At 56.7% G+C, this 12,617-nt stretch carries 11 protein-coding genes and 1 pseudogene; 4 read left to right on the top strand and 8 right to left on the bottom strand.

From position 1 onward, the window contains the following. The gene (locus M5B96_RS28980; protein WP_248800353.1) at positions 1 to 1,179 is read right to left on the bottom strand and encodes an MFS transporter; all 1,179 of its coding nucleotides are present in this window, start codon (positions 1,177 to 1,179) and stop codon (positions 1 to 3) included. 306 nt (positions 1,180 to 1,485) lie between these two features. On the opposite strand from M5B96_RS28980, the gene M5B96_RS28975 reads away from it, so the two are divergent. Then, positions 1,486 to 1,701 carry a hypothetical protein gene (locus M5B96_RS28975; RefSeq protein WP_248800352.1) on the top strand — a complete coding sequence of 72 codons (216 nt, stop codon included), beginning with the start codon at positions 1,486 to 1,488 and terminating at the stop codon, positions 1,699 to 1,701. Positions 1,702 to 1,767: 66 nt separating this feature from the next. Here M5B96_RS28975 and M5B96_RS28970 read toward each other — a convergent pair whose 3' ends face one another. From M5B96_RS28970 to M5B96_RS28960, 3 genes are all read right to left on the bottom strand, one after another. Next, positions 1,768 to 2,295 (bottom strand): iron-containing redox enzyme family protein, encoded by a 528-nt coding sequence (locus M5B96_RS28970; protein ID WP_248800351.1) that lies wholly within the window; start codon positions 2,293 to 2,295, stop codon positions 1,768 to 1,770. Positions 2,296 to 2,472: 177 nt separating this feature from the next. Next, entirely contained in the window at positions 2,473 to 3,570 is a 1,098-nt protein-coding gene (locus tag M5B96_RS28965; protein WP_248800350.1) for a styrene monooxygenase/indole monooxygenase family protein, read from the bottom strand. Between the two features lie 157 nt (positions 3,571 to 3,727). Beyond that, entirely contained in the window at positions 3,728 to 4,255 is a 528-nt protein-coding gene (locus M5B96_RS28960; protein ID WP_248800349.1) for a winged helix DNA-binding protein, read from the bottom strand. 244 nt (positions 4,256 to 4,499) lie between these two features. Between M5B96_RS28960 and M5B96_RS28955 the strand changes: the two genes are divergently transcribed. Next, on the top strand, positions 4,500 to 5,159 hold the full coding sequence (locus M5B96_RS28955) for a response regulator (RefSeq protein ID WP_248800348.1): 660 nt from the start codon (positions 4,500 to 4,502) through the stop codon (positions 5,157 to 5,159). A gap of 256 nt (positions 5,160 to 5,415) precedes the next feature. After that, positions 5,416 to 6,006, top strand: coding sequence for a plasmid pRiA4b ORF-3 family protein (locus tag M5B96_RS28950; RefSeq protein ID WP_248800347.1), 591 nt, complete (start codon positions 5,416 to 5,418; stop codon positions 6,004 to 6,006). 22 nt (positions 6,007 to 6,028) lie between these two features. On the opposite strand, the gene M5B96_RS28945 is transcribed toward M5B96_RS28950, so the two are convergent. The 4 genes and pseudogenes from M5B96_RS28945 to M5B96_RS28930 form a co-directional block, all read right to left on the bottom strand. Next, complete coding sequence (locus M5B96_RS28945; protein ID WP_248800346.1) at positions 6,029 to 7,189, bottom strand: L-talarate/galactarate dehydratase; 1,161 nt, start codon at positions 7,187 to 7,189, stop codon at positions 6,029 to 6,031. 40 nt (positions 7,190 to 7,229) lie between these two features. Continuing rightward, positions 7,230 to 8,522: an MFS transporter gene (locus M5B96_RS28940; protein WP_263859717.1), complete on the bottom strand. Its 1,293-nt coding sequence runs from the start codon at positions 8,520 to 8,522 to the stop codon at positions 7,230 to 7,232. A gap of 41 nt (positions 8,523 to 8,563) precedes the next feature. Continuing rightward, a pseudogene (locus M5B96_RS28935) lies at positions 8,564 to 9,289 on the bottom strand (substrate-binding domain-containing protein); the annotation flags it as partial. A 188-nt stretch (positions 9,290 to 9,477) separates the two neighbouring features. Beyond that, positions 9,478 to 10,422, bottom strand: a complete 945-nt coding sequence (locus M5B96_RS28930) for a LysR substrate-binding domain-containing protein (RefSeq protein WP_248800344.1) — start codon at positions 10,420 to 10,422, stop codon at positions 9,478 to 9,480. A 168-nt stretch (positions 10,423 to 10,590) separates the two neighbouring features. Here M5B96_RS28930 and M5B96_RS28925 point away from each other — a divergent pair, with 168 nt between their 5' ends. Continuing rightward, positions 10,591 to 12,132 carry an HAL/PAL/TAL family ammonia-lyase gene (locus tag M5B96_RS28925; protein ID WP_248800343.1) on the top strand — a complete coding sequence of 514 codons (1,542 nt, stop codon included), beginning with the start codon at positions 10,591 to 10,593 and terminating at the stop codon, positions 12,130 to 12,132. The last annotated feature ends 485 nt before the right edge of the window (positions 12,133 to 12,617 follow it).

Below are 12,617 nucleotides of genomic sequence, written 5' to 3'. Positions count from 1 at the left end.
TTATCCCCGACGATGCCTGGCGAACAACAGGCACAGGGCCGTCGCCGAGAATGCCGCGCCTACGTAGAACGTCGTCGCCGCGCCATGGACCTGCCACAACCAACCGGCGATCACACTGGCCAGTAGCAAGGCAACCCCGCTGATCAGATTGAACACCCCGAAGGCGGTGCCTTTCAGGTCTGCGGGTGTCGTGTCCGCCACCAGCGTGGCCAGGATACCCTGGCTGAAGCCCATGTGCAGCCCCCACAAGGCAACCCCCAGGAGCAACCCGGAAATGGATTGCACATCGGCCAGGGCGATATCGGCCAGGATCAACAACACCAGGCCGGCACCGAGTAACGTCGTTCGGCTGACACTGTCCGACCATTTGCCCACCGGATAAGCCGAGAGCATGTAGAACCCTGCCATCACCACCATGACCAGCGGCACCCATGTCGCGCTGAAGCCGGCTTGCTGGGCCCGCAGGACCAGAAAAGCCTCGCTGAAGCGCGCCAAGGTAAACACCGCCCCGATGCACACCACCCACCAGTAGTCCCGGGAAAAACGACTCAGCGATTGGAGTCGTATGGGTGAGCGCAGGGGTTTTCTCCCCGCCTCATGCTCGGGTTCGCTGACCCCGAACAGCAACAGCCCTACGGCAACCATGGCGGGAATCACGGCAAACCAGAGCACCCGGGAAATATCGCCGGCAAAGCCGATCATCAGCACAATCGCCAGCAACGGCCCGAGGAATGCGCCGATGGTGTCCATCGACTGGCGCAGCCCAAAACAGGCGCCACGAATGGCGGCAGGAGCCACATCCGCAACCAGTGCATCGCGCGGCGCACCGCGTATCCCCTTGCCGATCCGGTCCAGGATTCGCGCGGTAAACACCAACTGCGCCGACACCGCCAGCGGGAACAGCGGTTTGGTCAGGGCGGCGAGGCCGTAGCCGAGAATAAGCAGTTCCTTCCTGCGACCGATAAAATCGCTGAGCGCCCCGGAAAAGACTTTCACGATCAACGCCGTGGCCTCCGCGACCCCTTCAATGATACCGACGGCCAGCATGCTGACGCCCAGCGTTCCCACCAGGTAGACGGGCAAGAGGGCATGCACCAGCTCCGATGAGAGGTCCATGAACAAGCTGACAAAGCCCAGCGCCCAGACAGTGCGTGGAATGGATCGAAAGACTTCAGGCATCACAGCATCCCTTGGCGATCGGTAGCGCGAAGATCGTTCCGTAGACAAGCTCCAGCCCGTCGAGCTGGTTTCCCTTGTCGGCAGAGCAGAACATAACAGGCTATGACATTCGACAGTTCATCCGCTGCCTCCTAAGCTGAGCAAAGAAAAAAACAGGGGCGCTACCAACCGATCGGTTGAACGTGAACAACAGGAGATAACGCCCTGAACAACAACGACTTTCATCAGTATGCAGGCGGCAGGCCCGACGGGGGGCCCGTTCACCGACTGGCCGCTGCAGAAAAACCCTATAAGGAATCGCTCTCCATGACGATGATTGACGCGGAGCTCTTGAAACCCTACCTGACCGAAGCAGACAACGCCCGTGTGGCGTGGCGCACGACGGTCGCGGCCTTGAGCAAGTCGCGCAAAGACGCGTTGGAAGAAGGGGTGAACGCCGTCAAGATCGCCGAGCGGACCTATTACCGATGCTGTGAAGAGTTGGCCAATGCCCTGCGCGATGAGATTGCGCGAGCGCAATAAAGGCCCCTGTCATGCCTAGCTGTTTGTCGGGCCGGTGTCGATCCGTACAATGGGCCCGACCTTCCCTCACGAACGGGTACTCAAGCAAGCGATTTGATCACAGGCGGCGTTTAGCATCTCCCAGCCTTGTTGTTGTACGGTCATCAAGTTCACATATTTTTTGGCGGAAAGATTGTCCAACAGGTCGATCCCCATCTGTTCGTGCTGGGCATCCACCTGCGCGTGAACTTCAAAGTAGTCCGTCTCACCATAACGGCGCATGACCTCATGAGCGGCGCTGAAAAATATATTGGCGCTCGCCTCCAGGACCAAGTGAATCAGCACGGTTTTTTCTTCATTGTCCAGTGTGAACATTTTCCAGGCAAACCAGGCTGCGGTAGCCTCCAGGATAGGGTGCCAGACAGGCACTCGATATTTTCGGTCCTTCATCAACTTGAAATTATGCCCAAATTCTTCATTCAGATGGGCTTGTACCACCGATAAGAAATGACGATTCTCACAAAAAACGCTTCTCAACATAATGGTTTTCTGGAAATAATCAGAGAATACTTGAACCGCATCCAGCAAACGTTCCCGGTTTTCCTTGTCGTCCATCTGCCTGCTCTGAATCAAACACATAAGGCTGCTGCCTCTATAGCAGTCCGCAAGCCTCCTGTTTTCCCGTAATAACATTTCGAAACTCGCCTTTCTCACAGGCATTTGCAACGTGACCACATTCGTGTCCTCGACTATTACCGCGTGATTTTCTTCAAAACAAACAGCTCCTTTGCGTTATTTAAAACTATCAATCACTCCTTTGCTTTGAATCGGATCAGCAATCCAAGGAAAAAAAGCGTTCGCGTCATCGAATCCATTCGCCAGTGTGTCAGCCAAACCTGGCAGATGCGAGGCTGAGCGTATAAGTTCCACAACATGCTTCGACGAACGTAACAACAGTATACTGGACCAATCCGTTGAGGCCTGTGCATGCTGCTGCCAGAAACACTCAAATGCACCCTGCATCCAGGCCTCGTCAAAGGGCTCTTTATTGCGACTCACGATCCAGTCAAAATAAACACCCGCGCATTTCGTCGCATTGTTCGCCCCTTGACCGGCGATCGGATCATTCAACACAACAGCATCCGCCATACCTAAAACAAACTTCCCATTCGCCATCCTGGCAGTCGGGTATTTCACCAGAGGCGTGTAGCATCCTTTAAAAGTTGCCTGCTTGTCCGCCAACATAATATTGACAGACCTTTCGGCTTCCCATGGCATATAGCGAGCGAGTAACGCCTTACTGAGATTTAACTGTTCATCCACACTCCGCACATCGCTCAAGGCATCAAACGCACGACCGGGAATACCTTCAAACAAGATCATGTCACATCGCCCACCCACCGTTAAACCAGGCATTACGATGTATTCTCCAACCTCAGGAATGATATTCACACGAACGCCAGGAAAACGTTCGACCGGCAACATGCCCGTTACATAAAGGCAGGCCAGCGTTCGTTGAGGCGTGTCGAATATCGAACGCTGATGATCACGTAAAAAGCATTGGCCGACTCCTCCCTTACCACTGGCGACAATCGTTAACTCATGCCATCTGGAAATCTCATCAAGGTCTGCCAATGTCACATCCTGGATGATTAAACGCCCTCCAAGACACTGAAAAACCTCAAGCCAACGGGAAAATTTCAGTCGCTGATCAATCGACTGAAAGGGTTGTAGAGTTTTCCCTTTCCACTCAACGTCTTTCCGAGCAATACCGCGCTCGCCCAATGTAAACGTAACCGAGGTATTCCAAGGGCATTCCTCATCCCAAAAATTAAGTCCCCAGCGCCTCTCAACCTGCAAAGCCGTGTCGAACATACCCTGGCTGGACATGATGTTTCCATGGCGAATCTGCTCAGCCGTTCGATTGCTGAACAACGTTACGTCATAGCCTTTTTTTTAAGCGCTATTGCAAGCAAAAGCCCAGCCTGTCCGGCACCCACAATCGCAATACTTCTCACTGAATGACCCTCATAAAATTAAACCGACTTCAACCCAACTCAGCATTGACAGACTTATAAGTTGAAGCGGCTCGATGAGCTTCTTCATAGACTCCCTTGATCTGCCTAAGCCCGAGGACAATTTCCTTGATATTGATAGCGCCGATTTCGCCTGAAAACTCCCCAAACAAGATGTTTTTTCGAGCTTCCGTATATTTATCCGTACTTCTCCGACCCTCCTCGGTAACGCTGAGTTGCACCTGCCTATTCTTGAAGGGTTGGTATTTCCTCACCAAGCCCCGTTCGCTGAGCTTTGTAACGCTATAATTAATATTGAAATGGTCAGGTCGATTCAATAACCGCCCCACTTCCGCGATGGTTTTAGGCCGATCATTCATACGAATAACGTGAAGCACCGCAAGTTCATCAACTGACAAATTACTATCATTGACCATTTTTTCGCACTCCAACTGCCAACGCTTGAAGGCGTTGAACGCCCGCCAAAGCTGCAGCTCGCACTCAGTCCAATCCACTTCGTCATCAGTGATAGCCAGATGCCACGTCTTGTCGATATACATAGGTGGGCCTTCAGTCTTTGATTGAATCAATTTCTACATATTTTGCCTAGCTTGGCAATGGATACACCAAGAAATTAACCTGATCGTACAAACTAACCCAGAGTCCCATACCACAGGAAGAATTAGCCTACATAAATATCAGCAACAAACGACATAAGCCCCTGTTGAATGACAAGCCTATTCGCTTTATAAATTTTAAACCGAATCACAAAGCAAATCGTCCCAGGGAACAGAGGGAGCTCTTATGTGCCAAAACACCCATCCGAACAGCGTCAGGCTCCCGGTCAGCAAGCAAACCCTCAACCGGCATCTGTTCGAGCCGTTGACGGGGATCATGGATACCTTCTGGAAGCTCAAATCAGGGGCCAGGAAGGCAGACAGCATGACCTTGGAGCAAATGAAACAGTTCATGGCCCATCTCGAAAAAAGTTGCACCGACCTCGAGCTTTCGGGATCAGACATGCTTAAATTTTTTCAATGTATTGCAGAGCAGGCCAAGGAAACGCCCTCTATCAACAGCCAATCGAAGCAGAGCACCTGGCTTTCCATATTGATTGTCGACGATGATGAGCGAGTACGCGAGTTTCATTGCCGGATCCTGAAAAGCCTTAACTGCAATGTCAATATCGCCAGTAATGGCTATGAAGCCTTGGGCATGTTGTGCAAATCCTACGACGCCATCCTGATGGATATTCAGATGCCTGGGATGGACGGTATCGAAACCGCCATGAGAATTCGCCAGCAGGGCTTCGATCCCCGGACCACGCCCATTATAGCTATTACCACCACCCCCCTGGCGGAGGTACGCGAAAAGTGCCAGGCCTCCATATTCAACGAGTGCATGCAAAAGCCAATGGACATCAACAAACTTCAAAAAACACTCGAAACCCTGACCAGCCGATAAGGTTCAATAGCTCCGCCCAGCCAGTTCCGTTTAAAAATCACCCATTGTCGTAGGCAAATTCACACCAAACTTGTCCTTGCAGTCTGATTTTCGTCGATGAACAACGTCGCTACCATCGGAGCATGGCATCCATCAATCAAGTTCCTACAACGGATCCTCCAGAGACTGAACACTTGAAGTGGATGACTTAAGAAAGCGTCAGAGCGATCGCAGATATCGCTCCTTGTCCATTGACCCTCAAGAGGTTGCCAGACTCATGTCACCCATTGCCCAATTGCCGATGCCCGACCCCGACCGTGTACTGATCCTGCGGATTGAGCTGAAGTGGATAACCCCCACGATCTGGCGTCAGGTGGCGGTTCCCGAAAACATCACCTTGGGCAACCTGCACCGGGTCATTCAAGCGACGATGGGCTGGACTGACGCGCACCTGCACGAATTTGAAATCGCCGGTGACAGCTACGGCATATCAGCATCCAATTCCGGCTGGAAGCCACCGGTCGTCGCGGAGCAACGCCAGACACTGATCAGCGTCTTGCGTGGGAAACGGACCTTCCGCTATGTCTATGATTTCAGGGATGGCTGGGAACACGTGCTCAGGGTGGAAAAAGTCATCCCCGCCGGCGTTTGTCCGCAACTGCCCTACTGCATCGACGGTGCCAACGCACGACCGCCGGAAGATATCGGCGGCGTGCTTGGCTACGATGAGTTTCTGACAGCCCTGAATGACTCCGCCCACCCCAAGCACGACAACGTGCTGGAGTGGTTCGGGGATAACGACTTTGACCCGACGACCTTTGATTGTGTTCGTATCAATCGGTCGTTGAAGCAGATCAGGCTCCAGTGATCTTGATAACCATCAAGTGGGGTTATGGACGAACACCCACCTCGGCGACTCGGGCGGTCCAGGCTTTGACCTGCTCGCTGAGCGTCAGCCCCAGACCCGGACGGGTGGGGACGAGCATGCGCCCGTCACGGGTTTCCAGACGCTCGTTGAACAGCGGTTCGAGCCATTCGAAATGCTCGACCCAGGGCTCTGTCGGGTAAGCCGCCGCCAGGTGCACGTGCAGTTCCATGGCGAAGTGCGGTGCCAGCATCAGGCCCGCTTGCTCGGCCATGGCCGCCACCTTCAGGTAAGGCGTAATCCCCCCCACCCGAGGTGCATCGGGCATCAGGAAGTCAGCGCCACGCAGCTTGATGAACTCGGCGTGCTCGGCAACGCTGGTGAGCATTTCACCGGTCGCAATCGGCGTGTCGAATTGCCGGGCCAGGGCGGCGTGGCCTTCAGCGTCGTAGCAGTCCAGCGGCTCCTCGATCCAGATCAGGTTGTATTGCTCAAACTGGCGGCACATGCGCTGGGCCGTCGGGCGATCCCACTGCTGATTGGCATCCACCATCAGTGGGAAGTGCTCACCCAGGTGCTTGCGAACCGTGCTGACGCGCTGGATGTCGATGGCGCAATCCGGCTGGCCGACTTTCAACTTGATACCGCCAATGCCCTTTTCACGGGACAAGTCGGTGTTCTTCATCAGTTGATCCAGCGGTGTGTGCAGAAAACCACCGGAGGTGTTGTAGCAGCGCACCGAGTCACGCTGGGCACCGAGCAGGCGCGCCAGCGAGAGGTTGGCGCGCTTGGCCTTCAAATCCCACAAGGCTACGTCGAACGCACCGATGGCCTGGGTCGACATGCCGCTGCGCCCCACCGAGGCGCCGGCCCAGCACAGCTTGGTCCACAGCTTGGCAATATCACTCGGGTTTTCACCGATCAGCACCGGCGCAATTTCCTCGGCATGGGTGAATTGCCCCGGACCGCCGGCCCGCTTCGAGTAGCTGAAACCGAGGCCGCGATGACCATCGACCGTTTCGATTTCAGCGAACAGGATGACGATTTCAGTCATCGGCTTTTGCCGCCCGGTCAGCACCTTGGCGTCACTGATCGGATTGGCCAGGGGCAGGATCACCGAAGACACACGCACCCAGGCAATACGGTCGTCGTCGGAGGATTTGATGGCAGGTTGTGCTGCGAGCATGGAGGCACTCCTTGAACGGTGATGAAATCTTGGCAAAAGATCAGCTACGCTGTGGCGTCAGTTCGTTGTTCAGCGGGGCTTTTTCGAGCGGCTTGGCCGGTGGATCCTCAAAGTCATCGAGTTCCAGGCGCTTGAGCGGCCCGACGATAAACAGATAGGAAAACGCGCCCAGCAGCCCCATGGCGGCGACGTAGATCAGCGCGACATCGAAAGAACCCAACTGGTTGATCATCACGCCGATGGCGATTGGGGTAACGATGCTCGCGAGGTTGCCGCAGAAGTTGAACATCGCCCCGCTGACGCCCATGGCCCGAGCCGGCGAAACATCACCCACGATGCACCAGCCGAGGTTGCCGACCCCTTTGGCGAAGAAGGCAATGGACATCACCAGGATCACCAGCGTGATCGACTGGGTGTAGTTGGCGACCATGATGCTGCTCGACAGCAACAACCCACAGATGATCGGCGTCTTGCGGGCGGCGGTCAGGCTGAAGTTCCTACGCAGCATCCAGTCCGACCAGACACCACCGATCATGCCGCCCAGGCAACCGGCGATGGGTGGAATCGCCGCCACCAGCCCGACCTTCAACAGGCTCATGCCCTTGGCTTCGATCAGATAGGTCGGGAACCAGGTCAGGAAGAACCAAGTGATCGAGGTCAAGCAAAACTGGCCCAGGTAGATACCCAGCATCATGCGGTTGCCACCAATGGCCTGCATTCTTTTCCAGCTGAAGGGGGTCTTCACATCGCCGATGGTGGGCAAGCCCCCACCCGCTTCGATGTAATCGATTTCCGCCTGGTTGGTACGTTTGTCCTTGCGCGGCTCCTGAACCATGCGAAACCACAACAAGCCGATCAGAATGCCCGCCGCACCGGTGCCCCAGAACACGTGCTGCCAGCCCCAGGTGCTGACCAGCCAGACCATCAACGGAGTGAACGCCGCCAGGGCAAAATACTGCGCGGACTGGAACACCGCCGTGGCCAGGCCCCGTTCATGGCGTGGGAACCACATCACCGTCAGGCGGTTGTTGGCTGGAAACGCCGGGGCTTCGGCAACCCCCATCATGAAGCGCAGGACAAACAGCGCCAGAAAGGCCGAACTGAAGAGGTCGACGTAGCCTTGCAGGAAGGTAAATACCGACCAGATGATCAGGCTCATGCCGAGCACAAGACGCGAGCCGAAACGGTCAAGGACGATGCCGCCGGGAAGCTGCATCGAGGTGTAGGCCCAGCCGAAGACCGAGAAGGCGATGCCCATGGTCATGGCATCGAAACCAAGGTCCTGCCCGCCTGGGCGGATGACCTTTGTGCCGACACTACACTGATTGCGCAATCATTCAACGGTACATTTATCGACCACCGAGGTTCTTCAGCTCAGGTACTGGCGCGGTCGATAAGGGTGAAGCCGGTGTCGATTCGTACAGGCGCGTGGCTGGCAGCGGGAGAGTCGAAACGTTCAAGCAGCGCCTGGGCCACTTGCAAGCCAATATTCTTGCCATCGACGCTGACGGTCGACAAGGCCGGGTGAACCTGCGCCGCGCTGCTCAGATCGCCGAAGCCCATCACCGCCAGGTCCGACGGTACCCGCATGCCGCGACTGGCGGCTTCCGCCAGGGCGCCCTGGGCCACGGTGTCGGAGCTGCACACCACAATATCGGGCGGCAGCGGTTGCTCAAGCAGACGTCGCAACCCTTCCCTGCCCACTTCGAGGGTGGCCGGCGGCGCCAGGACCTCCATCGGTACTTCGGCGATACCCTGGCGTTTAAGCTCGGCAATCAGACTGTTGCAACGGCGCAGGCCCCGGGGGTCACTGATGGTCACCACCGAGAAGCGCTTGTAGCCCTTTTCCAGCAAATGCCGTGCGGTCTGCTCCCCGACTTTTTCATGGGAGAAGCCCACCAGCATGTCCAGGGGATCGTCACTCAAGTCCCAGGACTCGACCACCGGGATACCCGCCTGGGCGAGTCGCAGACGACTGGATTCGGTGTGCAGCGTACCGGTCAGGACAATACCGTCCGGGCGGCGACCGAGTACCGCTTCCAGCAGCTTCTCCTCTTGCTCGGCGGAGTAGCCGGTCAAGCCCAACAAGGTCTGATAGTCAGAGTCAGGCTGGCGCCCTTCCTGGACGCGGTGATCGAAGTGTCAGTGGAGGACGCCGCTGGTTTCTTGGCCATGAACCTTTCCGAATCTGAAGCCCAGTCTCTGAAGCTGCCGTGCAAGGCAGGCGGTAAGCGCGGCGAATCTACCAAAACCCCGCGCAACATTCACGATACTTGGTTTTCTCTCAATCAGAGGGCAACGATCAACCCGGCGGTAATTTCCTCTTGCGCCCGCCCCCGGCCAATCAACCAACGTTGAAAGGCCCGACATTGTGCTTTCTGCAGCGTATTGGGGTGCCAGCTCAGATAATACGGTGAGGGAAGTGGCATGGCCCGGCCCCAGGGAATCACCAGGCGCCCTTCATCAAGGTCGCGGGAAATCATCGAAAACTGCGCCAGCACCACGCCCTGGTGATCGATGGCGGCTTGAATGGCCATGCTCGACGAAGAAAAACTGCGGCGGATGACAATCGCCTGCTCGACGGCCACGCCTTCACGCTGGAACCATTCGGCCCATGAAGGCGGTGAGTCGAATTTCGGCCGCGAATCGATGCGGATCAATGGGTATTGCAGCAGGTCGGCGGCCTGTTCCACCCGGCCGGGATCGCCCGGAACACCCAACAACCCAGGTGAGCAGGCCGGCACCACGCAATCGCGGAACAGCACGACGCTATGCTCGGCATATTGGCCTGGCTCGCCATAGTCGATCCGAAAATCCGCGTTTTCCTCCTCCGACGTATCCGCCAGCGTGCCATCCAGATAGATGTCGAGATCAGCGTGCTCATGCTGCCATTCGTAGGTCAGGGGCGCCAACCACTTGGTCATCAAGGACGGCAGGCCACTGACATACAGATTGTTGGGATTTTTCGAACGCTCGACTTCGGCAACCGCTCCCCGCAACTCCTCAAAGGCGGCGGAACAGCGTGCATGAAAACGCAGGCCGATGGCATTCAGCCGTAGGCGCTGGCCCTCCTTGACCGTCAGGCTCATGCCAAGCGCCTCATCCAGCAACTTCATCTGCTGGCTGACCGCGCCCACGGAGATGTTCAAGCGTTTTGCCGCTTGGGAGATACCACCGCAGTGACCGACGGCTTCGAATATCTGGAGGGCGCGCAAGGGCGGTAAGCGACTCATGGCGATGCAACAAACCCGGAGAAATTCAAGTTTAGAAATTCTATTAAAACTGACAGAAATTGCCATATTTTCTTCATCAATAAATCGCTTTAGCCTTCTCCCACGCTCAATCGAGCGATGACCTGGCCGGTCCGGCCCCTCACTCATTTCGTTTCCCGGGAGTTCGCAATGAAAGCTCATCCTCAGCAGATCACTCAGGTCGTTCTTGGCGACAGAGAACCCTCCATCGAAGAGTTCGTCGCGGTAGCCCGTTATTCCGCCAAGGTGTCGTTTTCCGAGACTTATAAGAACCGGGTGAAAAAGTCCCGGGGCCTGGTCGAGCGCTTCCTCGAGGAGAATCGCCTGGTCTATGGCGTGACCACCGGCTTCGGCGATAACGTCCGGCATGTGATTTCGCCGCAGAATGCCAAGGAGCTTCAGGTCAATATCGTGCGTTCCCACGCCGTCGCGGTGGGCGAGCCGCTCAAGCGTGAACAGGTCCGGGCCATCCAACTGATGCTGCTGATCAGCCTGGGCAAAGGGTTTTCCGGGGTGCGCCTGGAGTTGCTGGAGCTGATTGCCGGCCTGCTCAATCACGAAGTCGTGCCATTTGCCCCCGGCGAGGGCTCGGTGGGTTACCTGGCTGTCGAAGGGCACCTCGCCCTGGTCCTGCTGGGCGAAGGCAAGGCCCGGGTCAATGGCGGCGAATGGGTCGATGGCGCCACCGCGCTGGAACAGGCAGGCCTGCAACCGACGGACCTGCAGTGCAAGGAAGGCCTGGCCATGCTCAATGGCACCATGTCGGTAACCGCCATCGCCATTCTGGCCCTCTACAACTCCATGCAGGCCGCCTCGCTGGCCGATGTCGCCGCGGCCCTTTCCCTTGAAGCGCTGAAGGGTACGATTCGCGCCTTCGACCCACGCTATCACTCGATCAAGGCCCACAAGGAGCAAGCGCAAACCGCCAGGGAGATAAAGGCGATGCTGCATGACAGCCAGCTGATCGCCGAAAACATCGACTATCGCTTGCAGGACGCCTACAGCCTGCGGGCCATTCCCCAGGTGCATGGGGCCTCGAAACGCTTTATCGAGCACGCCCGGGAAAATATCGAGAACGAAATCCACTCCTCGGGCGACAACCCGATCATCTACCCGCTGGAAGACGGCGACGGCGTTGCCATCTCCGGTGCCAACTTCGACGGCAGCTATATCGGTATGTCCGCGGACTCGCTGTGCGTGGCACTGGCCAGCCTGGCGAAGATTTCCGAGCGCCGTATCGACCGCATGGTCAACTCGCACTTCAGTGAAATGCCGGCGTTCCTGGTGCGCAACCCGGGCCTCAACAGCGGTTACATGATCCTTCAATACACCGCGGCGGGCCTGTATGCGGAAATGAAGGCGCTGTCGTTCCCCTCCACTGTCGACAGCTTCTCCACCTGCGCCAACCAGGAGGATCTGGTCAGCCTGGCGTATAACGCCGCGATCAAGGCCTACAAGGTTTCCGAGAAGCTCGAATCGGTGCTGGCAATCGAACTGCTGGTGGGCTGCCAGGCCCTGGACTTCCATGATGTGCACAAGGCTTCCAGCGTCACCAAGGCGGTTTACGACCTGGTGCGTAGCCGCGTGCCGGTGGCCGAGCATGACCGCGCCTTCTATCTGGACATGGTGAGTGTTACCGAACAGGTCCGCAGTGGTGAGGTACTGGCCACGGTGCGGAAAAACCTCCAGTAAGCAAGTCGCCCTGCCCAGGGTGCTCCTTTGGCTGTCAAGACGATGCGTTCGCTGCCTCGCGACAACCAAGGGAGCACCCTCCCCGCCCCGCCAGCATGCCGCCCAAAACCGTTCCCCATCGCGCACCAAGATCTCTCAAACTGTCACCGAGCGCCCCACCGCGGCGCAATTCCCAGCGCCGGTAACAGTCATCACAGCGTGACCCAGCCTACCCGAAAAAAAACGCTTCCCGCCAAACCCTTGCCCTACGGGCTCTGCAGCCAACTCAAAGGTTTTATTGAGCGTTGATCCGATAAGTTGGCCGCTCGATTGCATATGCTTGTATGTACAAGTAAATGTGTGTGCGTATAAGTAGCCCCACAAAAGCCGTTTCCGCTTGTGACGGGGTGTCCCGCACACGCTCGCTCGCCCACTGCCTGGGCTGGTTTGGATTGATCGCAGAGGAGTTGTTTCGTGACTGACAATACCCAGAAGCCTACCAAGCG

This window comes from Pseudomonas sp. MWU13-2105 (assembly GCF_023242315.1).
GTDB lineage: Bacteria > Pseudomonadota > Gammaproteobacteria > Pseudomonadales > Pseudomonadaceae > Aquipseudomonas.
Note: the sequence above shows the minus strand (reverse complement) of the source record. Positions and strands in the feature narration are given on the sequence as shown.

Coding starts and splice junctions, on each gene's coding strand:
- M5B96_RS28925 (WP_248800343.1), top strand. CDS start 10,591: ATGAAAGCTCATCCTCAGCAGATCACTCAGGTCGTTCTTGGCGACAGA.
- M5B96_RS28960 (WP_248800349.1), bottom strand. CDS start 4,255: ATGTATATCGACAAGACGTGGCATCTGGCTATCACTGATGACGAAGTG.
- M5B96_RS28965 (WP_248800350.1), bottom strand. CDS start 3,570: ATGTCCAGCCAGGGTATGTTCGACACGGCTTTGCAGGTTGAGAGGCGC.
- M5B96_RS28955 (WP_248800348.1), top strand. CDS start 4,500: ATGTGCCAAAACACCCATCCGAACAGCGTCAGGCTCCCGGTCAGCAAG.
- M5B96_RS28950 (WP_248800347.1), top strand. CDS start 5,416: ATGTCACCCATTGCCCAATTGCCGATGCCCGACCCCGACCGTGTACTG.
- M5B96_RS28980 (WP_248800353.1), bottom strand. CDS start 1,179: ATGCCTGAAGTCTTTCGATCCATTCCACGCACTGTCTGGGCGCTGGGC.
- M5B96_RS28930 (WP_248800344.1), bottom strand. CDS start 10,422: ATGAGTCGCTTACCGCCCTTGCGCGCCCTCCAGATATTCGAAGCCGTC.
- M5B96_RS28970 (WP_248800351.1), bottom strand. CDS start 2,295: ATGGACGACAAGGAAAACCGGGAACGTTTGCTGGATGCGGTTCAAGTA.
- M5B96_RS28945 (WP_248800346.1), bottom strand. CDS start 7,189: ATGCTCGCAGCACAACCTGCCATCAAATCCTCCGACGACGACCGTATT.
- M5B96_RS28975 (WP_248800352.1), top strand. CDS start 1,486: ATGACGATGATTGACGCGGAGCTCTTGAAACCCTACCTGACCGAAGCA.